Genomic DNA, 24688 nt, shown 5'->3' with positions numbered 1-24688 from the left:
CGACACCGATACCGGTCCCGGCATCGGCATCGGCATCGGTCCTGGCATCCGTCGCAGCCTCGGCCTGGGACCCGGCCCCGGCCCCGGCGGAGCCAATGGCGGCAGGCGACGCGCTCAGGTCGTGTCGGCCTGCTGGATGCTGTCGCCGCTGTTGCCGATCGCGATGTACGTGCCGATGCGCCGGAAGTCGTTCATCACGCCGAACATGGTCTTGTTCGACGGCAGGAGGGCCCGGACGGCGGCGTCGTCGGTCAGCCGGGCCAGAAGCATCTCCTTGTAGGCGTTGTAGACCCTCGCCGTGTAGTTGGGCTCCTTCGCCGCGTTCATCCGGTAGTCGTTGGTGAGCGCGATGGAGGCAAGGTCCATCAGATAGCAGTCGATCAGGTCCGTGACGTCCTGGGCCTGGGCCCCGTCCTCGCCCACGCGGGCGTCCTCCGCCAGGACCCGGGCCATTTGCAGGACGATGTCGCGGTAGATCCGGTGCCTGGTGCTGCTGGGGTAGGCGGCCATGATGTGGTCGGCCTGGCCCGCGCCCTCGGTACTCATGGTGCGCGGCGTCGTCAGATCCCCCAGCCCCGGTACCGCCAGCGGGACTCGTTGGAACATCTCCTCCTCGTCGGGGATGTCCCGGTTCCGGGAGGCGAGCGGGTGCAGACCGATCTCGTGGGCGAGCATGCCCATGATGTGGCCGATGCCGTACTTCTCGAAGTAGTAGCTGGCCAGGTTGATGTCGACACCGGCGTCACCGCGGTCCGTCACGTCGGCCGGGGTCTCCGTCGTCCGCACGTGCAGGGTGATACGGACGCGACGGTCACCGACGTACTCCTTGATGGTGTCGTGCTTGCGGAGCAGGTCGATGATGCGGATCGCCTTGTCGCGGTATCTCTCGTTCGTGTGCTTCAGGTTGGTGAACTCGAACTTCCCCGAGGAGAAGGGGGCGTAGAGGGGCGTGGCCGGTGGGGCCGCCGGCGCCGTGCTCGGGTCCTGCTGCATACGGGCCGGAACTTCGGTGCCCCCCGACCGGCCGGTGCCGTCGGTTCCGTCAGTGCCGTCGGTGGAATCGGTGAGGTCGGTGGGATCGGCGAGGTCGGTGCCGTCGGCCGGGCGGGGCAGGGAGACCGGGTCCACCCAGACCGCCTCGCGGAGGATCCCGTCGATCCCCTTGCGTGCCTCGTCCCAGGTCTGTGCGATGTCCTGCTCGCCCGGTCGAGGCCGCTCGGGCTGGGGACTCACGTCGCCGATCAGCGCGCTCAGCAGGGCCAGGTGCCGCTCGCGGAGCCCACCGGCGGCCAGCGAGGAGTCCTCGGGAGCCGCGTTCAGGTCACCGAGCAGACTGCCCGCGATGTGCGGGCGATGCGGGGAGTCGGCATCCCGGTACTCGTCCCGCAGACCCAGCTGATGGGTCAGTTCGTGCACCAGCTGAATGGGGTCGGCATCCGCCCACCACGTGACCTGATCCATCGCCCGGTCCCGGCCCACCAGATCCACCGTCAGATGCGGAGACTCCGAGGCGGCGACAGGCTCGACGGTTACGTGCAGCAGGTCACCGTTCGGCAGCCGGTACTCGGGCCCGTTGAGGAACTCGTGCACTCCGGCGGAGAGTTGCTCGAAGGCGTGCGCCACCTGCGAGTCCGTACCGCGCATCAGGACGCGAACCGTGAGGTCCGTGACCTGTTCGCCCTGGTACGGGAGCCGCCGGACGTCGAAGCCCGACCGCACCACGAACCGCGGCCGGCTGTCGCGCGGACCCGCCAACCGCGGCGGCCCGACCAGCGCTCCCTCAGTGCTCTGCGGTGTAGCGGGTATAGCGGGTGTAGCGGGTGTAGCGGGTGTAGCGGGTGTACCGGCCAGAGCTTGTTCGATGCTGTCCTGGATCCGCTGCGCGCCGACGGCGGCCTGCGGGAGCCGGGGGCGCGCCTCGCCCGTCGGGAGGGGCCGCTGGATGCTGTCACCGCGGTTGTTGGTCGCGAGGCTGGCGGCCAGCGTGGTGAAGTCCCGTACGACTCCGAACATTCCCTTGTCGGCGGGGAGCAGGCCACGGGCGGGGCTGTCCGGGGCCATGCGCGCGGCGAACAGTTCCTTGTACGCGTTGTAGACCTTGGCCGTGTTACCGGGTTCCTTGGCCGCGTTCATCCGGTAGTCGCTGGTGATCGCGATGGAGGCGAGGTCCATGAGGTAGGTGTCGATCAGGTCCGTGACGTCCTTGGCCTTGGCGCCCTCCACACCGGCCTGCGCGGCCTCGGCCAGCATGTCGGCCATCTTCAGCACGATGTCCCGGTAGATCCCGTGCCGGGTGCTGCTGGGGAACGCGGCCATGATGTGGTCGGCCTGACCCGCGCTGTCGGTGTTCATCGTGCGCGGGGTCCGCAGGTCGCCCAGCCCTGGCACGGGCAGGGGGATGCCTCGGAACATCGCCTCCTCGTCGGGGATGTCCCGGTTCCGGGAGGCGAGCGGGTGCAGACCGATCTCGTGGGCCAGCATCCCCATGATGTAACCGATGTCGTACTTCTCGAAGTAGTAGCTCGCGAGGTTGATCTGGACACCGGCGTCGCCCAGGTCGCGTACGTCCGCCGGGGTCTCCGTCGTCCGCACGTGCAGGGTGATACGGACGGGGCGGTCGCCGACGTAGTCACGGATCGTCGGGTGGTCCCGCAGCAGTTCGATGACGCGGACAGCCTTGTCCCGGTACTTCTCCTCCGTGTGCTTCAGGTTGGTGAACTCGAACTTGCCGGACCTGAAGGGGGTCAGGGTGGGTTCGGCGGTCGCAGGGGCAGCAGCGGTGGCGGTGGTGGCCGGCGGCCCGTCCGGGTCCTGCTGCATGTCCGGGTCCTGCTGCATACGGGCCGGGACGTCGGTGACCGCCGTCTCACCCGTGGACGGCCTGGGCAACGACACCGGGTCCACCCAGACCGCCTCGCGGCGCACCTTCTCGGCGCTCTCGCGCACCTCGTCCCAGGTCTTCTCCGTGTCCTCCTGCGCGCCCGGCTCCGAAGGCCGCTTGGGCTGGGGACTCACGTCCCCGATCAGCGCACCCAGCAGGGCCAGGTGCCGACCGCGCAGCCCACCGGCGGCCAGCGAGGAGTCCTCGGGAGCCGCGTTCAGGTCACCGAGCAGACTGCCCGCGATGTGCGGACGATGCGGGGCATCGGCATCCCGGTACTCGTCGCGCAGACCGAGCTGATGGGTCAGCTCATGCACCACCTGAAGGGGGGTGGCGTCCGCCCACCACGTGACCTGGTCCATCGCCCGATCCCGGCCCACCAGATCCACCGTCAGGTGCGGGGACTGCGAAGGATCGACCAGCTCGACGGTTACGTGCAGGAGGTCGCCGTTGGGAAGTCGGTGGCCGGGGTTGTTGAGGAACTCGTGCACTCCGTCGCGGAGTTGGGCGAAGGCGTGGGCGTGGGCGTTCTGACCGTCCTTGCCACCGCGCATCGCGATACGCACCGTGAGGTCGGTGACCGGATCGCCGTCGTAGGTGAACCGCCGCGCATCGAAATCGGACCGCACGACGAAGCGAGGACGCTTGTCACGCGGCCGACTGGCACGCGGCCCCCTCGACGGCGTGGAGTCGGACGACCCGTTCTGCGGCCCGTTCTGCGACTTGGGCTCCGTGCCGCCCGGTGCAAGTCGCGGACGTGTCTCGTCGGCATCACTACTGCCGGGCATCGGAGTGGCGGTCTGGATGCTGTCGCCCTGGTTGTTGAACGCGACGCTGCTGCCCAGGCCCAGGAAGTTGCTCGTGACGTTGTACCAGCTCTTGTCGGCCGGGAGCAGCGCCCGAACGGGACTGTCCGGCGCGAGCTGTGCGGCGAACTGCTCCTTGTACGCGTTGTAGACCTTGGCCGTGTAACGCGGTTCCCAGGCCGCGTCCTTGCGCTTGTCATTGGTGAGCGCGATCGTCGCCAGATCCATCAAGTAGGTGTCGACGAGGTCCGTGACGTCCTTCGGCTTCGCGCCCTCCTCCCCCGTTCGCACCTCCTCCGCCAGGTCATCGGCCATGCCGAGCACGATGTCCCGGTAGATCCGGTGCCGGGTGCTGCTCGGGAACGCCGCCATGATGTGGTCGGCCTGACCAGCGCCCTCCGTACTCATCGTGCGCGGCGTCTTCAGATCGGCCAGGCCCGGAACGGTCAGCGGCACGCCCGCGAACATCTCCTCCTCGTCGGGGATGTTCGTGTCCCGGGAGGCGAGCGGGTGCAGGCCGATCTCGTGGGCCAGCATCCCCATGACGTAGCCGATGTCGTACTTCTCGAAGTAATAACTCGCGAGATTGATGTCGACACCCGCCTCGCCACGGTCCGTCACGTCGGCCGGGGTCTCCGTCGTCCGCAGGTGGAGGGTGATACGGACCGGACGGCCGCCGACATAGGCACGGATCGTGTCGTGCTTGCGAAGCAACTCGATGATGCGGACCGCCTTGTCGCGGTACACCTCGTTCGTGTGCTTCAGGTTCGTGAACTCGAAGTTCCCCGACTTGAACGGGGTGAGCGTAGAGGTCGGCTCGGCCGCGGTGGCGCTCGTCGAGGCCGGGGCCGCAGCCGTCGGTGTGCCATCGGTGTCGGACTGGGGCAGCCTGGGACGCGCCTCACCGGTATTGCCGCTCGCGGTCGGTTCCGGAGGAGCCGGCCGCTGGATGCTGTCGCCGCGGTTATTGGTTCCCACACTCGTGGCAAGCGCCGCGAAATCCGCCAGGACACCGAACCTGCCCTTGTCCCATGGCAGCAGAGCACGCACCGGACTGTCCTGAGCCAAGCGCTCAGCAAACTGAGCCTTGTAGGCGTTGTAGACCCTCGCTGTGTATGCCGGATCCCTCATCGCCCGCGCCCGATGGTCGTTCGTGACCGCGATCGACGCCAGATCCATGAGGTAGGTGTCGATCAGATCCGTGACGTCCTTCGACTTCGCACCCGCCACACCCACCCGCACATGCCGGGCCAGCACTTCGGCCATCTCCAGCACGATGTCGCGGTAAATACCGTGCCGGATGGTGTGCGGGAACGCCGCCATCACATGATCCGCCTGACCCGCACCCTCCGTATTCATAAACCGCGGTGTCGTCAAGGTCTCCAGCCCCGGCACCATTAGAGGCATGCCCTGATACAGCTCCTCCTCCTCAGGAATCTTCGAATTCGCCGAGGCAAGAGGGTGCAGACCGATCTCATGGGACAGCATCCCCATGATGTAACCGATGTCGTACTTCTCGAAGTAGTAACTCGCCAGATTGATCTCCACACCCGCAGCACCCAGATCACGCACATCCGCAGGCGTCTCCGTCGTCCGCACATGCAGCGTGATCCGCACCGGACGGCCACCGACAAAACTCCTGATCGTCCCGTGCTCATCCAGCAACTCGACGATCCGCACCGCCTTGTCCACATACCGATCCGTCTGATTCAAATTGGTGAACTCAAAATTCCCCAACTTGAAGGGGCGCAGGGTCGGCACCGCATCCGCATCCGCATTCGGATCCTGCGGCGTACGCGCCGGGACGTCGGTGACCGCCGTCTCACCTGTGGACGGCCGGGGCAGGGACACCGGGTCCACCCAGACCGCCTCGCGGCGCACCTTCTCGGCGCTCTCGCGCACCTCGTCCCAGGTCTTCTCCGTGTCCTCCTGCGCGCCCGGCTCCGAGGGCCGCTCGGGCTGGGGACTCACGTCGCCGATCAGCGCACCCAGCAGAGCCAGGTGCCGACCGCGCAGCCCACCGGCAGCAAGCGAAGAGTCTTCCGGGGCTGCGTTCAGGTCACCGAGCAGACTGCCCGCGATGTGCGGACGATGCGGGGCATCGGCATCCCGGTACTCGTCCCGCAGACCCAACTGATGGCTCAGCTCATGCACCAGCTGCACCGGATCGGCATCCGCCCACCAGGAGACCTGGTCCATCGCCCGGTCCCGGCCCACCAGATCCACCGTCAGATGTGGGGACTTCGAAGGATCGACCAGCTCGACGGTCACGTTCAGCAGGTCGCCGTTGGGGAGCCGATAGCCGGGACTGTTCAGGAACTCGGCGACGCCGGCGCTGAGCTGCCCGAACACCCGCGGCGTCTGCTCCGCCGCTCCGCGCATCGCGATACGCACCGTGAGGTCGGTGACCGGCTCACCCTGGTACGAGAACCGCCGGGCGTCGAAGCCCGACCGCACCACGAACCGGGGACGGGTGTCCCGTGTGCCGCGCATCGGCTCCTTGGCGGGCGGGGCTTGCTCGGCTCTCCCCTCGGCACTCCTCTCGGCACTCCTCTCGGCACTCAGTTCGGGCTGCTGAGCGCAGGCCTCCGCCTGCGGGAGCCGGGGCCGGGCCTCATCCGCGGTCGGAGGCGCGGGGGTGGACGCTGACTCGGTAGCGGAGGCAGGTGCGGGTACGGGTGCGGGCGGCTGGATGCTGTCGCCCCGATTGTTGGTGACCACACTGGCGGTCAGCGTCGCGAAGTCCCGCACGACTCCGAACATTCCCTTGTCGGGGGGCAGCAGCGCACGGGCGGGGCTGTTCGGGGCCATGCGCGCGGCGAACAGCGTCTTGTACTCGTTGTAGACCCTGGCGGTGTTGCCCGGTTCCTTCGCGGCCCGCAGGCGGTGGTCGCTGGTGATCGCGATGGAGGCCAGGTCCATGAGGTAGGAGTCGATCACGTCCGTGGCGTCCTGGAGCTTGGCTCCCGGTAGCTGCGCCTGCGCGAACTCCGCCAGCATCTCCGCCATCTTCAGCACGATGTCGCGGTAGATCCCATGCCGGGTGCTGCTGGTGTAGGCAGCCATGATGTGGTCGGCCTGGCCCGCACCGACCGTGTTCATGGTGCGCGGCGGTGTCAGGTGGGACAACCCCGGGACGGCCAGCGGCACCCCAGCGAACATCTCCTCCTCATCAGGGATGTTCGTGTCCCGGGAGGCGAGCGGGTGCAGGCCGATCTCGTGGGCCAGCATCCCCATGACGTAGCCGATGTCGTACTTCTCGAAGTAGTAACTGGCCAGGTTGATCTGGACGCCGTCGTCGCCCAGGTCACGTACGTCCGCAGGAGGCTCGTTCGTCCGCACGTGCAGCGTGATGCGTACGGGACGGTCGGCGACGTAGGCACTGATCGTCGGGTGGTCCCGCAGCAGTTCGATGACCCGGGTCGCCTTGGCGCGGTACCGCTCGTTCGAACTCTTCAGGTTGGTGAACTCGAAGTTCTCCATCACGAAGGGCCCGGGGGCGGGCGCGGCATCGGTGCCAGGTGCCGCGTTCGGGGTCTGGTTCTGGTTCTGGTTCTGCAGCATGTGTGCCGGGACCCCGGTGGACGCTGCGTCCTCGGCACCGTTCGTCGTGCTCGGCAGAGAGACCGGGTCGACCCAGACCGCCTCGCGGCGCACCTTTTCGGCGCTCTCGCGCACCTCGTCCCAGGTCTTCTCCGTGTCCTCCTGCTCGCCTGGCTCCGAGGGCCGCTCGGGCTGGGGACTCAGGTCGCCGATCAGCGCACCCAGCAGAGCCAGATGCCGACCGCGCAGCCCACCGGCAGCCAGCGAGGAGTCCTCGGGAGCCGCGTTCAGGTCACCGAGCAGACTGCCCGCGATGTGCGGACGCTGCGGGGCATCGGCATCCCGGTACTCGTCCCGCAGACCCAACTGATGGCTCAGCTCATGCACCAGCTGCACCGGATCGGCATCCGCCCACCACGAGACCTGGTCCATCGCCCGGTCCCGGCCGGTGAGGTCCACCGTCAGGTGCGGAGACTGCGAGGGGTCGACCAGTTCCACCGTCACGTGCAGCACGTCACCGTTCGGGAGCCGGTGACCGGGGCTGTTCAAGAACTCGCTGACACCCGCCCCCAGTTGGGAGAAGACCTGGGCGTTCAGCCCGTCCGTGCCGCCGCGCATCGCGATACGCACCGTGAGGTCGGTGACCGGATCGCCGTCGTAGGTGAACCGCCGGGCGTCGAAGCCCGACCGCACCACGAAACGCGGGCGCTTGTCACGCCCCCTTCCCACACGAGGCACGTCGGTCGACCGGGTCTGCGGCGCTGCGTCCGGGCCACTCCCGGTCAGCCTCGGGCGCGCTTCGCCGGTCTCGGTGCTGCTGCTCGGCATCGGAGTGGCGGTCTGGATGCTGTCGCCCTGGTTGTTGAACGCGACGCTGCTGCCCAGGCCCAGGAAGTTGCTCGTGACGTTGTACCAGCTCTTGTCGGCCGGGAGCAGCGCCCGAACGGGACTGTCCGGCGCGAGCTGTGCGGCGAACTGCTCCTTGTACGCGTTGTACACCTTGGCCGTGTAACGCGGTTCCCAGGCCGCGTCCTTGCGCTTGTCATTGGTGAGCGCGATCGTCGCCAGATCCATCAAGTAGGTGTCGACGAGGTCCGTGACGTCCTTCGGCTTCGCGCCCTCCTCCCCCGTTCGCACCTCCTCCGCCAGGTCATCGGCCATGCCGAGCACGATGTCCCGGTAGATCCGGTGCCGGGTGCTGCTCGGGAACGCGGCCATGATGTGGTCGGCCTGACCAGCGCCCTCCGTACTCATCGTGCGCGGCGTCTTCAGATCGGCCAGGCCCGGAACGGTCAGCGGCACGCCCGCGAACATCTCCTCCTCGTCGGGGATGTTCGTGTCCCGGGAGGCGAGGGGGTGCAAACCGATCTCGTGGGCCAGCATCCCCATGATGTAACCGATGTCGTACTTCTCGAAGTAGTAGCTCGCGAGGTTGATGTCGACGCCCGCGTCCCCGCGGTCCGTGACATCCGCGGGAGTCTCGGTCGTACGCACATGCAGAGTGATACGGACCGGACGGCCGCCGACGTAGGCACGGATCGTGTCGTGCTTGCGAAGCAACTCGATGATGCGGACCGCCTTGTCGCGGTACACCTCGTTCGTGTGCTTCAGGTTCGTGAACTCGAAGTTCCCCGACTTGAACGGGGTGAGCGTCGGAGTCGACTCGACCGACGTCGTGGGTGTGCCATCGGTGTCGGACTGGGGCAGCCTGGGACGCGCCTCACCGCTATTGCCGCTCGCGGTCGGTTCCGGAGGAGCCGGCCGCTGAATGCTGTCGCCGCGGTTGTTGGTTCCCACACTCGTGGCAAGCGCCGCGAAGTCCGCCAGGACACCGAACCTGCCCTTATCCGCAGGCAGCAGGGCACGTACGGGACTGTCCTGAGCCAGGCGCTCAGCAAACTGAGCCTTGTAGGCGTTGTAGACCCTCGCCGTGTATGCCGGATCCCTCATCGCCCGCGCCCGGTAGTCGTTCGTGACCGCGATCGACGCCAGATCCATGAGGTAGGTGTCGATCAGATCCGTGACGTCCTTGGGCTTAGCGCCCGCCACACCCACTCGTACGTGCCGGGCCAGCACTTCGGCCATCTCCAGCACGATGTCGCGGTAAATACCGTGCCGGATGGTGTGCGGGAACGCCGCCATCACATGATCCGCTTGACCCGCACCCTCCGTATTCATAAACCGCGGCGTGCTCAGCGTTTCCAGCCCCGGCACCATTAGAGGCATGCCCTGATACAGCTCCTCCTCCTCAGGAATCTTCGAATTCGCCGAGGCAAGAGGGTGCAGACCGATCTCATGGGACAGCATCCCCATGATGTAACCGATGTCGTACTTCTCGAAGTAGTAACTCGCCAGATTGATCTCCACACCCGCAGCACCCAGATCACGCACATCCGCAGGCGTCTCCGTCGTCCGCACATGCAGCGTGATCCGCACCGGACGGCCACCGACAAAACTCCTGATCGTCCCGTGCTCATCCAGCAACTCGACGATCCGCACCGCCTTGTCCACATACCGATCCGTCTGATTCAAATTGGTGAACTCAAAATTCCCCAACTTGAAGGGGCGCAGGGTCGGCACCGCATCCGCATCCGCATTCGGATCCTGCGGCGTACGCGCCGGGACGTCGGTGACCGCCGTCTCACCCGAGGCCGGCCGAGGCAGCGACACCGGGTCCACCCAGATGGCCTGGCGAGGTTCCGGGGTGGCACTCTGCCGGGCCGCCGCCCAGCTCTGGTCGGCAGGGTCGGACTGGTCGTCGTTCTGCCGAGGCGCCGGGGTCACCTCGCCGATGAGCGCTCCGAGCAGGGCCAGATGCCGGTCCCGCAAGCCGGCGGGGGCGAGCGAGGAGTCCTCGGGCGCCGCGTCGAGGTCGCCCAGCAGGCTGCCGAGGACGTGGGGTCGGTGCGGGGAGTCGGCATCCCGGTACTCGTCCCGCAGCCCGAGCTGGTGGGTCAGTTCGTGCACGAACTGGACCGGGGCCGCGTCGGTCCACCAGGTGATCTGGTCCATCGCCTTGTCCCGGCCCACCAGGTCCACGGTCAGGTGCGGGGCATCGGTGGCGCCCGGAGCACGCGGGACTTCCGGGAGGTCGACGTGCTCGACGGTCACGTGCAGCCGGTCGCCGTTGAAGAGGCGGTGGGCCGGGTCGTTCAGGAACTCGTCCACCCCCGCCCTGAGCTGGGCGAACACCTGGTTGACCTGCTCGTCCGTACCGCGCAGCGCGACGCGGACCGTCAGCTCGGTGACCGGCTCACCCTGGTACGAGAACCGCCGGGCGTCGAAGCCCGACCGCACCACGAACCGGGGACGGGTGTCCCGCGAGCCCCTGGGCCGCGGCGTGTCGGACGTCTGGGGCTGGGTCTGGGGCTGGGTCTGCGTCTGCGTCTGCGCCGCACCGTGGGGCAGTCTCGGGCGTGCCTCGCCCGTGTTGTCCGCGGTCTGCTCCGGAGCAACGGCCACGGGCTGCTGGATGCTGTCGCCCCGGTTGTTGGTCGCGATGCTGCTGGCGAGTTGGGTGAAGGACCGTGCGACGCCGAACAGGGTCTTGTTCGAGGGCAGCAGCGCCAGAAGCGCGGTGTTCCCCGCCAACTCTGCGCGCAGCAGGTCCTTGTAGGCGTTGTAGACCCTCGCCGTGTAGTTGGGTTCCTTGACCGCGTTGATCCGGTAGTCGTTGGTGACCGCGATGGAGGCGAGGTCCATCAGGTAGGTCTCGAACAGGTCCGTGACGTCCTGCGACTTGGCTCCCGCCACGCCGACCCGCGCGCGCTGCGCGAGCACCCTGGCCATCTCTATGACGATGTCGCGGTAGGTGGCGTACCGGATGGTCTTCGGGTAGGCGGCCATGATGTGGTCGGCCTGGCCCGCGCCGTCGGTGTTCATGGTGCGCGGAATCTTCAGGTCGGTCAGTCCCGGTACCAGCACGGGCCTCCCCTGGTACGCCTCCTCCTGCTCGGCGATCTCCGCGTTGCGGGTGGCGAGGGGGTGCAGGCCGATCTCGTGGGACAGCATGCCCATGATGTAGCCGGTGTCGTACTTCTCGAAGTAGTAGCTCGCGAGGTTGATCTGGACACCGTCGTCACCCAGGTCGCGTACGTCGGCGGGGGTTTCCGTCGTGCGCAGGTGCAGGGTGATGCGTACGGGACGGTTGCCGACGTAGGTCTTGATGGTGCTGTGTTCGTCGAGCAGCTCGATGATCCGGACCGCCTTGTCGACGTACCGGTCCGTCTGGTTGAGGTTGGTGAACTCGAAGTTCCCCAGCTTGAAGGGGCGCAGGGTCGGTTCCGGCGCCGGTTCGGGCGCGGGGTCCGTGGGGAGGTCGGTGCCGGTGTCGTTGCCGGACAACGTGTGCAGCTCGTACGCCTCCTCCTCCACGACGCCCGGGAGGTCGCTGCCGGTCGGTGACGGGGGCAGCGGGTGGGTGATCGCCTCCTGGACGAGCGGGTCCAGCGAAGCCGTGTCGACGGGCGCCGTCAGGTCCTTCGGCGCCACCTCCTGCGAGCCCTTGACCTCGGGCGTCTGCGAGTCCTTGGCCTCGGGACCCTTCGAGTCCTTGAGCTTCGGGCCCTTCGAGTCCTTGACCTCCGGCGTCGGCGAGTCCTTGACCGCGGGGCCCTTCGAGTCCTTGGGCTCCGGGCCCTTCGAACCCTTGGTCTCGGGAGCCTTCGAGTCCTTCGGTTGGGGCGTCGTCTGCGGGGGCGCCGCGGTGTGCAGGGTCAGCGGGACGAAGTCCCCGCCCCGGCGGCGGAGCCGGATGTGCGGGCCGCTGTCGCCGGACGGGCCCGCGTAGGTGTGCGCGGTCCCGTTCTCCTCGATCAGGGTGACGGTCGTACCGGTCGCCGCCGCGGCCCACTCGGCCACCGCGCGGTCGGCCCCGGGACCCCACGGTGCCTGGGCGAGGTATCGGCGCAGATGGCCGTCGCGCTCGTGCCGGGACGGTGCGGGGTCGCCGGGGCGGCCCGCGGGCAGCGGCGGCGGGGTGAAGAGCGTGGCGTGTGTGGTGGGGTCCCCGGGCAAGCCGTTCAGACGCATCAGCTGGGCGGGCGACATCGCGGCGCGCCTGCGCAGCCGCGCGACCTCCGGACCGATGACGCCGGGCTGCTGCGAGGCCTGCAGTACGGCCGTGGAGAGCGCGCCGAAGAAGCCGTTGCCGCGGCCGGTGGGCGTGCCCTGGGTGTAGGTGGCGCCGTCGGGGGCGGTGAGGACGGCGTCGCGGTCCAGGCGGTAGCGCGGGCCGGTGCTGTCGGCGGCCGGCAGCCAGGGCGCGATGGTGTGGCTGCGGTGCGCGGGCGGCTGCTCGGGGGCGGTGCGCGTGGTGTCGTCGGTGGAGGTCTCCGTCGTCGGATCCGAACCGGTCGTGTTCGGCGGCAGCGCGGTGGCGACCGGGGCCGGGCTGCCGGTCGGAAGCGCGGCGTGGAAGAAGCCGTCCGAGGAGAAGAGGACGGGGTCGTTGGCCGGGTCGACGGATGCCGGGTCGACGCCGTGCGGGAGGAACAGCTGGTCGCGGCCCTCGCCGGTCACCACGGTGAGCGGGGTGCCCAGGACCCGGGCGGCGAGGGCGGGCAGCAGGTCGGCGCCACCGTGGTCGCCGGCGCGGCGCTCGGGCGGTGCCGGTTCGCCGGCGGCGGGTTCCGTGCCGGTGTCCTGGCGGGGCTCGCTCGCGAACGGGCGGGACAGGGCGATCGTGGCGAGCGCCACCCGCTGGTCGGGGGTCGGCCAGTAGGTCTGCGGGAGGCGGCCGAACGCGTCGAACTCGGCCTGTTGCGTGGGCGTGAACACCACGCCCGCCAGGTCGAGTTCGGCCTGGGTGAAGGTGTCCGCGGCGTCCAGGGCGAGGGCGTCGAGCAGGTCCTGGTTGCCGTCGTCGCCCAGTGACCAGGCGAGGCGGTCACGGGCGGCGCCGATGGCCTCCGCGGTGACCGCAGGGTCGCCGGGGGCGTTGGTGAACCGGTCGGCGAGGTCGTCGCCGAGCAGGTACGGCAGGCGGCCCCGTGCCTCGGCCGTGGCGATCAGCGCGTGGAAGAACGAGGCGCCGTCGTGCGGCATGTCGTGCACCTCGCGCACCGTGGTGCCGTCCGGGGAGGTGAGGGTGCGCGGCGTGGAGTCGGTGGCGTCGGTGACGGTGAACGGCGCGGGTGCCTCGGAAGGCCAGTCCGGCGCGGTGTACGTCTGCGGGGCGTCCGGCACCGTGACCCTTGCCGAGCCCTGGTGGTGGGCGGTGAGGCGGGAGGCGGCGAGGTGCAGCCGGTGGTGGTCCTCGGCGGCGGCGTCGGTGCGCAACTGCCAGCGGTGGACCTCCTCCCGGGCGGCCTGCCAGGCGGCGACGGCCGGGGAGTAGAGCACGTCCGGGGGCAGGTCGGTGGGTTCGCCGGAGTTGTCGTCGCCGAGCGCGGCCCGGTCCTCGTCGCTCAGGTCCAGCCAGGTCTCGCGGGACCGCGCCCGGGCGTCGTAGTAGTTCTTCTCGGCCGTGGCGAGGTCGGCGGCGGCCTTGGCCTGGCTGTCCCAGGCCGCGAGGACCTCGTCGGTGAACGAGGTCTCGTCCAGGAGTCCGTAGTCATGGGCGAGGTCCTCGCGCAGCCAGACGAGGGCCGTGGTCTCGGCCTCGGCGGCGCGCGGCCCGCGCTTGGCCTTGCCGAGCGCGCGCAGCGGGCGGCTGTCGGTGAACCGGTGGTCCACCTCGGCCACCGAGAGCCAGCTCACCGGGATCGCGAAGAGCATGCTCCGGTCGGTGAGGACCTTGTTGTGGGTGCCGAGGGTGGTGTCGGTGGTGCCCTTGAGGGTGGTGCCGTCGTTCGTGCCGCCGATCGGGACCGTGGCGCCCGGGTTGGTGACACCGGCGTTGCTGGTTCCGGCCAGCGGCGCGGAGCCCATGGCGCCCTCGACGTTGTCGGTGATGCCGGCTTCCGACGCGTCGGAGGTCTTCGCCCGCTGCATGGCCTCCATACGGGGCTTGTTCTCCACGGCGAGCAGCCGGGCGCCACGGCGGTGCATCTTCGCGTAGAGGCGGGAGTCGGCGGTGTGCGACTGGCCGATGAGGTGGGAGGAGGACTGCGTGGGCAGGGAGGTGCCCTCCGCGCCGAGCGCCTCGCGGAAGCCGGACGTCAGGCCGACCTGCGCGGTGGCCTCCTGCTGGGCCTGGCCGGGGGCGGTGCCGACGCCGGTCAGGGAGGTGAAGTGGGCCATGCGTACGCGGCTCGCGAGGTGGGTGCCGGCGTGCCGTCGGCCGAGGTCGCTGTCGCCGAGGCCGTCGGCGCGGGCGGTGGCGATGGTCAGGGCGTCGTGCACGTTGGCGGCGCCGCGGATGTCCACGGCGAGGATGCCGGAGCCGATCCGGTCGTCGAAGGGCAGCACGTCCGGGTCGGGGCTGCCACCGGGGTCGCCGGCGGCGGAGGTGCGCCAGGCGGCGATGCCTTCGGGGCGGGCCTGGGCGGCCGTCAGTACGCGTACCGCGCGCTCGGGTTCCGGGACGTCCTGCTCGGTGATCGCGCCGTCGGACCCGTCGCCGTCCGGGGTGAGGAGGCTGGCGGGCAGGACCTCGTTGAGCGTGCCGACGGGGACGGCGGAGACGCCGGGGGCGAGCGCGTCCCCGGCGGAGTCCGTCATGGTGATGGTGAGGGCGTAGCTGGTGATGATCTCGGCGTGCGCCTGGGTGGTGGCGATGTTCGGCATCGCGGTGGTGCCGGCGGTCTGGGTCCGGACGCTGGACCGCTGTTTGGCCGCGGTGCCCTGGAGCGAGGGGTTGGCGATGAGGAGGCCGTCCTCGGCGGCGCGCTGGCCCGCGCTGAGCGTCACGTCGGCGCCGCGGTCCTGTGAGGTGCCCCCGGCGTCGTCGCGGGCGGTGGTGCGGTAGTCCTCCAGTTCGTAGCCGGTGCGCAGCCGGTCCACGGTGGTGGTGATCGGTGTCAGTTTGAACTGGAGCTGTCCGGGGCTGCCGTTGACGGGCAGGTGGAAGAGGTTCGACCAGGTGCGGTAGCGGACCGGCAGGGTCATTCCGTCGGTCGTCAGCTCGTGCAGATGCGCTTGGAGGAAGTCCGGGGAGAGCCGTTGGAGCACCTGCTCCCGGTCGTGCGAGGGCACCCCCATCCGCGCCAGTTGCGGGAGGAGCTGCTGGGCTGCGTCGCTTGCGTCGAGTTGGCCGCTCGGGTGGGTGGGGAAGCGGCGGAAGCGCAGGTAGGGGGGCACCCGGTAGCCGCGGCCGAGGTTGTGCGGGGTCTTGTCGCCGAGGCCGTCCGGGGCGAGGCCGGCCTCGATGACGTCCTGCATGGGCAGGTGGAACATCACCGCGTCGCGGATGCGCTGGAGGGCGGCGGCGGCCCGGCGCGGGGTGAGGCTGTTGCTCAGGCGGTCGGAGACGCGTCCGGCCGCGGCGCTGAGGCCGGCCCCGGCCCGGGTGCCGATCGCGCCCATCGCGGCCGTCCACCGGTCCCGTACGGCGATGGTCTCGGCGGTGTCGGCGACCACCAGGTACATCCGGCCCGCGTAGGTGAGGGTGGTGTTGCGGCCCCGGGTGAGGGTCTGCGAGACGCTGCGGCCCTTGCCCCAGGCGTACTGCAGGGCGCCCGAGTAGGAGCCGACCACCGCGGGCCCGCCCGGGGCCTGCTGCAGGGGTGTGTCGGCGCCCTGGAGGCCGAGGGTGGTGCGCGAGACGGTGCTCGCGCTGCCGTTGACGCGGTGTTCGTTGCCGACGGTCGTCTCGGAGCTGGCCGGCTTCGGGTCGCTCCTGACCCGGAAGTTGCTCAGTTCGCCGCGGACCACGCCCTTGAGGTAGTGGGTCCTGAACGGTCCCGCGCCGTTCAGTCCGGCGATCCGTGAGCCGAACGGGCCGAGATATTGGCCGAGTTGTCCGGCCACGCTGAGGTTGGCCATCGCGCGGCGCAGCGCGGTGCGCACGGGGGCGCCGGGTGCGCTGACGTGCCAGGAGGTGCCCGATGCCCGGTCGGCGGTGTCCTGCATGAGCTGCTGGCGCTGCGGGCCGCCCTCCGCGCTGAGCACGACGTGCGGGGCGCGCAGCAGTTTCTTGGTGAGCTGCTGGTCGGCCGAGTCATCATCGGTCAACGGGCGGGTGCCGTCGAGGAGTTGGTCCGCCACGTCGGCGGAGAGCTGCGTCGGGGCGGGCGTGGTCGAGGTAGCGGGTGCCGTACCGGTCGGGGGCGGGTCGGCGGGCGCGTAACGGTCGGAGCCGTGTGCGGCCGGTACGGCCAGCTCCACCCGGCCGACGGTCTCGTTGCCCCGGGTGAACAGGGGCCGCTCCACGACCTTGCTGACGAAGAAGCCCGCGCCGAGCAGACCGACCGAGGCGAGCCTCGCCCAGCCGCGCGGGCGGCGGTGGCCCTCGAAGGTGGCGCCCAGTTCGACCTGGTAGCTGTAGAGATCGGCGCCGTTCTGGAACATCAGGTGGTCGTGGACGACCGCGACCGTGTTCCTGGTGGCCTTCTGTTCGGTCCGCCCGTGCCGGAGGCCGACGGCCACGCTGCCGGCCTGTCGCGGCAGTCCCACCTCGGGCACCTTGTCGTGGTCGCGCGGCCCGACGCCCAGCTCGACACCGCCGGACAGGGTGACGGCCGCCTGCTCCCCCTGGCCGGCGACCTCGGTGCCGATCACCGCGTTGCGCAGCGACCGCTCGCTCATGGTGGTCTCGAACCGCCGGTCGGTCAGGCGCGCCTTGAGCACGAGCGTGTGGTGGCCGCGGCGCACCTTGCCGTCCTCGGTGAGGGTGACGGGCACCCCCGTGGTGGACAGGTCGTCCAGGCTCTGGGCCAGGCTGGGCCGGTTCAGCGCCTCGCGCACCTGGCGGTCGTTGTGCAGCGCGGTCCGCATCCGCCCGTCGCCGTACCAGAACTTGGCCAGGCGCGGATGCCGCAGCATGAACGGCGGCACGAACAGCGAGGGGTACGACTGATGCAGGGTGTCCAGGACCGCGTCCGTGAACGCGTGCATGGGGTCCTGGGGGGCGGGCGGCGGCGTCTGGGACTGGTCCTGGCTCTGGTCCTGGCTCGTGGACTGGTCCTGGCCGGACGGCTTCACCTGGGGCTGCGCCGGAGGCGTCGTCCCGGACTCGGGGCCGGAGTCGGACTGGGTCTGGATCTGGGTCTGCGGGGGTGTGACCGGGCGGAAGCCCTCGGCCCGGACCTGCCCGCTGAGGTGGACCGGGTCCTCCCGGGTGAGGTACCACGGCACCGGCGGCTCGGCGTCCGGGTTGGGTCCCGTCCGGCCGGGCGTACGGCTGTCCCAGCCCGCGAGGCGGCGCGCGTCCTGGGTGGAGATCCAGTCCAGGCTGACCACCCGCACCGGCCGGGCGGCGGACGGCGGTTCGCCGGGCTTGCGCACCATCAGGGTGCGCTCCACCCGGTAGAGCGCGACCGGGTGGTTACGGATACGTCCGGTGGTCTTGCGGGCCGCGTCGACGCCGAGGTAGTGGCCGCGCCCGGTGGAGAGGTCCGCGCGGACGAGGGGGCCGCCCTGGAAGCGTACGTCGGTCTCCGGGCCGGCGACGGTGTAGTTCGGCCCCGCGGTGACCTGTATGCCCAGGCGGGTGTCACGAACGTGCCCGCGGTCGTTCTGGTACGTGGTCTGCGTGAGGTCGCGCAGCTCCGCCTTGACGGACTCGGTGACCAGGGTGGCCCGGTGCGGCACCGAGCGCTCCACGATGAGGTGCCCCAGCGGGTGCTGTCCGCTGCCCCGGGTCAGCTCGGGCCCGGTGACCGGTCCGGAGAAGCGGCCGAACAGCGCGAGCAGCCGCCCCGGCCGGACGTACGAGACGAGGGTGCGGTGTGCCGAACTCCCGGGCCGTGCGCCGGAGAGGGCGATGGCGACGTCCTCCGGGGGATCCATCAGATGCAGCCCGGTGGTGTCGGTCATCCGCGGCTCGACGCCGTCCGGGAAGCTGAGCGTCTTCGGTGCCCGCTGGGGCCCCTTGTAGGGCACGGTGAGGTCGTCCGGCAGCCGCCAGCTCAGCCCGTCGCGCATCGCGAACTCGGCGGTGTGCACCTGCGTACGCCGCCAAGTGGGCTGCGGCGGCGCGGTGGTCGTCGTGGTGGCGGCCGTGCTGGTGCTCGTGCTGGTCGTCGGAGTGGTCTTCGGCGCCTCGGTGACGCGGTGCACCCGCACCCGGTAGTGGACGTCGTCCAGGTGCAGGTGCGAACCCTCCCAGTTGCGCCACTCGGTCTGGTTGTACGCCTGGGTGCCCTGCGCGTAGTCGGTCCTGCGGGTCCAGCCCAGTGAGAAGCCGATCTTCACCAGCCAGTTGAGCGGCGGGCCCATGCTGATGCCACCGGCGATCCGGCGCCCGAAGCCCACGCTGCGCCCACCGCCCGTACCCGCCTGGCCGCGCCGCATGGTGTCGAGCCGGACGGTGGCGCCGCCGATGTTGGAGAACCGCTCCCACCGGTGGTACGGGATGGCCTCGACCGTCATCTCATGGCCGACCCCGGACTTCTCCCGGCCGACGAAGCGCGCGCCGCGCGGGGCGGTGAAGGCGTCGGGCTGCTGGGTCAGCAGCCGCAGCAGTTCCGCCTCGTCGAACTGGGCGCGCAGCTTCGCCGGCAGTTTGCCGAGGATCTCCTCGGCCACCTGCTCGGGCGAGCGGAGGGTCGTCTTGCCAAGGCCGGTGAAGAGGCCGGTCCGGCGCCCGGGCGGCGTCGCCCCGGTCGTCGCGCCGGGCGGTGTGCCGTCGCCCGGGTCGGCATCCGGGTCGATCAGGACCGTGGGCAGCCTGCTGCCGTCCTCGAAGGTGACGGTCTTCGGTACCGGACCCGGCGGCCGGGCGTCCGGACCGGTCAGCAGCCGTGCCGGGCGGTACCGTTCGAGCTGGGTCTCCAGCGGTACCGGGTCGCCCCGCTCGGGGGTCTCGGGGGCGGGGGTGTCGAGGTCGGTGACCCCGCCCATGCTCCGCAGCCACTCCCCGAAGACACCGTCGGCACCCGAGTCCTGGGTGTCGGGGTCCTTGGCGAGCGGGTCCTTGGCAAGCGGGTCCTTCGTGACGGACCCCTCCGTGGCCGGTTCCTTGGTCGGGTCCGCGTCCGGCTTCGTGCTGTTCGGATCCGATACGGAGGTGAACGGCGCGGAGGCCGGGATCAGCGCGTCGAAGTGGTCGGTGCCGTTGTACGACAGGTGCAGGGTGCCGTCCTGACCGCCCGGGTTGATGACGTTGACGAAGGTGGTCCCCGGCGACCGCGGGTCGGGCTGGACGAGCCGCAGGTCGAGGTCCAGGGTGTGCGCCAGCGCCTCCGGAAGCAGGTCCGCGAAGGGAGACGCCCACAGGCCGGAGAGTTCGGCCGCCGCGGCGACGAGTCCCCGGGCTCCCAGGTCCCGCGCGGCGGCGGGGGTGGGCGCCACGGTTGCGAGCTGCGGGTAGTCGCTCTCCGCGATGATCCGCTGCCATTCGCCGGCGTCGGCGCCGGTGACGACGTCCTGCGCGATCCGGTTCCACTCCTGAGTGATCCGGGTCCGCTCCGCCCCGTCCCGCGCCCCGGCGAGGGCGCGCATCCGCAGGTCGTCGACCACGGAGAACACCGGGTCGGGGATCGAGAGGGCCATGTTGTCGCCCAGTTCGGAACCGGTGATCCGGTCGCGCAGTCGGCCACGCAGCGTGGCGACGTTCTGCGCGGCCCACGCCGGTGGGATCCGCCGGCTGCGCGCGCTGTCGATGGCCGACCGGAAGAGGCAGTCGCCGCCGCCCGGGGTGTCCAGTCGCCGGAAGACGCGGCCGCTCGCGCGCACGATGCCCACCGAACCGGGCTTGTTCTTGGACTTGTTCTTGCTCAGGAGGTCCAGGTCCTCGGCGAGGGACTCCGGACGGCTCGGCGTGGGTGCCAGGTCAGGTCTGCGACGGGCGAGTTCGGCGGTGTCCTCGGGGCTCAGATTCAGCACGGACAGCGGCAGCGGGGTACCGGCGAGCGACCAGGTGATCTGCGCGGCGGGCGCGTAGGACAGACCGCGTACGTCCTCCGGCGAGACCATGGTGGTGGGCGGGAGCGCGGGCGGCGGCGGGGGCAGCAGCGCGTCGAGCGTGGTGGAGGGCCCGGCGGTGGACCGCAACTCGGCCGCGGCGCGCAGGAGTTCGGTGTACTCCTCGACGGTGGGATCGGCCGCCGGGTCGGTGCCGGTGTCACCCGTGGCACGCCGCCGGTCGACGGCCATCCGGCGCAGCAGGTCCGGAGTCATCCGGCCGTCGCCGTAGCGGGCCGCGGTGTCCTGGCTGAGCCAGCGCAGGTTGTCCAAGAAGGCGAGCCCGGCGAGCAACTGCCGGTTCTCCGGGCGCTGTTCGGCATCGGTACCGAGCGCGCCGCGCAGGGTACGGATCTGCTGAAGGGTACGGGCCCCGGCGAAGGCGTCGGCCGGTCCAGGACCCGCGTGCAGACCCGCGTCGCGGGCCAGGGCGTCCAGGTCGGCGCCGCTGGGCTCCGGGGTGAACAGGCGCCACCCTCCCGGGCCGTCCTGGCCCTCGGTGAGCACCGCCCGGACGTTGCCGTCCGCGTCCAGCGCCGTGCCCACCTCCGTGGTCGGCGCGTACACCTGTCGCCCGGTGCGGTTCGCCACGTGCTGTGCCACCGGCAGTCCCGCGATCTCGGGCTGCCGCCCGGTCTCGCAGGAGAACAGCACCAGCGGCCGGTCCAGGTCGCCGTCCTGTGCCCAGGAGTTGAGCACCTCGCCGAGCTGCACACCGCTGATCTTCACGGTGGGGCGAGCCGCGTCGTCGGTACCGAGGGTGACGGTACGGGCGGTGCCGTGCCACACGAGGTAGTCGGCGCCGCGCTCGGTGCCCGAACCGGGCAGTGCGGTCGGCGGGCCGGTGAACACGGTACGGCGCACGGGCGGGTCCGCGGCGGTCTCCGGAGTCGGGGAGACCGAGGTCGTGCGCACACCGCGGAAGGTGTCCTGGCCGAGCAGCGCGCGACGCCTCGCGGCCTGCGCCGTACCGTCCTCGGCGGGTCCCTGCGAGATGGTCACCGTCTGGACGGCTCGGCCCGGCTGTGGCTTCACCGTCGAGTCCGGCACCAGGCGGCGCAGCTGGGCGACGGGCACGGTGTGGCCGTCCAGGGTGGTGACGACAGGACCGCCCGTGGGCCGGACGACGATGTGCCCGCTGGGCGGCGGCGCCACGGACCGCCCCAGCGGGGGTGCCGCGGCGCTGCTGTCCGACGTCTCGGGTGACGTGTCGGGTGAGAGCGGCGGCGGGGTGCCGCCGTCACCGGGGCCGCGTCCGCCGCCGGGGCCGTCGGTCCGACCGCCGGTCACTTCGCCGTTGCCCGACTCCAGGTGCAGGTCGGTGGCCGTCTCGGTCCAGGGACGCGACAGGGCGGCGAGCTTGGTCGTGACGGGGGCGCCGGTGTCCGTGGAGGTCGGACCGACCCCGTTGCCGTTCAGGCCCGTCGTCACGTCCGAGACCAGCTTCGGACGCGCGGCCGGGGCGGGGGCCGGGTCGCTGTCGACCTTCACCTCGGCCTGCGGGGCGGGGCCGGAGGACGTGGAGGGGGTGTGACCGAAGGCGTCGGCGAGCGGCAGCAGCACGTTGGCACCGGGGAAGTCGGTGTCGGAGGTATCCGAAGTGACTGCTTTATCCGAGGTGTCCGAGGTGTTCGAGGTGCCGTTCGTCGTCATGGCGGGCGGTAGCCCGGCGAGCGGGCGGACCCGGACCGGGGCGCTCGGCCCGTCACGGGTCAGCTCGACAGCGGCGCGTACCGGACGGCTCGATCCGTCCGGTGTGACCGCGGGTCCGAGCACCACGGCCCGGTCGACCCCGGCACCGTCCAGCAGCTCGGCCGCCTCGGGCGCCCCCTCCCCCGGCGGCGGCACCTCCGTGACCACGATCGTCAACGGCGGCGCCTTGGTCGACGCGGGGCTCGCGCCGGCGGTCGGCCCTGCCTTCACGTCCTTCACGTCGCTCGGACCGTCGAGGTCCCGTACGTCGCCCGTGTCGGCGTACGAGCCGGTGGTGTTCACCTTCGGCGGCGGCGCGCTGGTGTCACCTTGGGTGACGGTGTCAGTTCCGGTATCAGTGTCGGTGTCAGTGTCGGTGTCGTTGCCGGTACCGGTACCGGTACCGGTGTCGGTCTCCGGCGAGGGAGCGTTCTGGGCGGAATCCGAAGTAGCGGGATTCTGCGCGGAGTTGACCGTCTCCTGGGAGACGGGGGTCTCCGAGGTCTGGTCGGCGTCATCGGTCGTGGTCTGCGAGCCGTCCGCCGGGTTCGTGACGTCCGGGTCCGGGGTGCCCTCGGGCTGTGCCCCCGTGGAGGTCGAGGAGTTCGAAGGGTTCGAGGAGTTCGAGGAGTTCGAGGACGTCTGGTTGGTTCCACCGGCGGACGCACCACCCGTACGAGCACCCGTATTCGTACCGGTACCGGTGCCAGTGCCGGTACCAGTGCTCGTACCAGTGCCAGTGCCAGTATTTGTACCCGTACCCGCGCCCGTTCCCGTACCCGTACCCGTTCCCGTACCAGGCAAGTTGGTGGCCCCGTTGGACGCGACCGGCCCCCCGTTCACCTGCCCGGGATTCACCTCCGGGTTGTTCTGCGGCGTCTCGGAACCGCCGGGGCCGGCAGTGGTGAGCGGGGTGTCCACCGTGACCGGCGTGCCGAAGCTGTCGAGGGTGCGGCGGACCTCGTCGGCGTCGATCTGCGCGGCCGGGCCGTTCCCGGCCGGGACGACCCGGACCTCGGGCAGCTGCGACAGGTTGCTGTGCAGGTTGTCGCGGACGCCGAGCTCGGTGCTGCCGGGCTGCGGGGAGCCGCGCAGCGCCGCGAGATCGCGCAGCGCCTGCTCACGGACCTCGGCGGAGCCGTTGTGGACCTGCTGCCACAGCTCGTTCTCCGCGGCGGTCACGGGCATCGGACCCGGCGTGTACGCCGGCGGGTTCACGTCGAGGTACGGGGGTGGCTCGCCCACCGAGTAGGGCGGAGGTGCGTCGTTCCCGGTGAAGTCGCCTGTGCCGGTGTTCTGCTGCGAGACGACCGGCGGTGAGGTGCGGGGGGATCCGCCGTTCAGGGAGCTCGACGAGTTCGAGGAGCCCGGGGAACCCGACGTGTCCGTGTCCGAGGGGCCGTCCGCGCTGTCGGAGTCGCCGCGCGAGCGCGTGGAGCCGTCCGAGTCCCGGGTGTCGGAGTCGACGCCGCCGGCGGAGACGGTGGGCGGCTGGTTGCGCAACTTCTCGATGGCGTTGCGCAGTTCGGCACCACTGTTGATGGCGGTGGACGACAGGCCGCCCTCGACCGCGCTGCTGAGGCCGGCGCCGACGAACGTCGACCAGCTCGTGGACCAGTCGCCGTCGAAGGCACCCTTGATCAGGATCTCCGCGACCGCCTCACCGGCGCCGGCGGCGAGGAAGTCGGCGGTGCCCTTGAGGCCGTAGTGCCCGGCGAGCGCGCCCGGCCGGTCGGCGTTGTGCTTCAGGATCTGGTTGTTCCGCCACAGGCTGGTGTTGTTCTTGAAGGAGCTCGGGTTGAACCGGAACGAGAACGAGTTCTTGTTCGTGAGGTTGGGGCTGTTCAGGTTCGGGTTCGGCCCGGGGCTGTTGGCCGACGGACCGTTGTTCTTGGGACCGGGACCGGGGCCGGCACCCGGACCGGGGTCGGGCTTCGGCTTGGGAGCCGGAGGGCTGTCGAAGTCGAGCTTCGGCGGGTTCTTGAGGTTCGGGTTGTTCTTGAAGTTGAGATCCGGCCCGTTCTTCAGGAAGTTGCCGTCGAACGCCTTGACGATGTCCTTCGCGAACTTGTCGAAGATGCTGGTGAAGAAGCCCGCCGCGGCACCGAAGGCGGCGGACTTGAGGATGTCGTTCCAGTCGAAGCCGTCGGGGCGGCGGCCGTTCGGGGCGAAGTTCATCATCGCGAGGCGCACCGCGAAGGTGGTGAACGCCTCGGCGAACGCCTCGGTCAGCGAGGGGGCCAGGTGCAGCCGCTGGAGCAGATGGGTGAGCGTGGTGAGGATCATGAACCGGCTGCGCAGCTTGGCCATCATGATCTGGCTCGCCGAGGCGCCGCCGGTGAAGAAGGACATCGCCAGGTAGATGGCGATCTCGATGAGCAGCCGGATGACCTCGGCGATGACCTGCCACTTGGACTCCATGATGTCCATGGAGGTCTTGCGGCGGCCCTCGGCGATCTTGTCGAGCTGGTCGGAGAACTCGCGCAGATAGTTCTTGCCGCCGTCGTCGATGAGCATGCCCATCGCCTTGGCGTACGACTTGGAGAGGTCGTCGGGCATGACCTCGGCGATGTCGTGGATCGACTTCTCGATCAGGGACGACACCCGGTCGAGTTTGCGGCCCAGACCGGAGTAGGGCCGGCGGCTCTCGAAGGCCAGGTCCTCGTCGGCGTCGATGAGCTTCTCCCCGGTGAGGATGAAGAGCATCGCGTTGACCTCGGGCGACGCCATCATGCTCATCGGGGGCCGCCCGGTGCGCCGTCGGGGCAGGACGAAGCGGCCGCTCCCTGCGTCATGACGCGGGAGCGGCCTGCCGTGCGGA

1 protein-coding gene is annotated in these 24688 nt (G+C 70.4%); it reads right to left on the bottom strand.

Annotated elements, in window-relative coordinates; genetic code table 11:
* Nucleotides 1-114: 114 nt before the first annotated feature.
* The gene (locus K3769_RS01050) at nucleotides 115-24606 is read right to left on the bottom strand and encodes a hypothetical protein (protein ID WP_267024495.1); all 24492 of its coding nucleotides are present in this window, start codon (nucleotides 24604-24606) and stop codon (nucleotides 115-117) included.
* Between the last annotated feature and the right edge of the window lie 82 nt (nucleotides 24607-24688).

Origin of the sequence: Streptomyces ortus, from assembly GCF_026341275.1 — a bacterium.
Classification (GTDB): Bacteria; Actinomycetota; Actinomycetes; order Streptomycetales; family Streptomycetaceae; genus Streptomyces; species Streptomyces ortus.
Note: the sequence above shows the minus strand (reverse complement) of the source record. Positions and strands in the feature narration are given on the sequence as shown.

Bases quoted from the DNA above. Each gene is read 5' to 3' on its own strand.
- K3769_RS01050 (WP_267024495.1), bottom strand. From the start codon at position 24,606: ATGAGCATGATGGCGTCGCCCGAGGTCAACGCGATGCTCTTCATCCTC.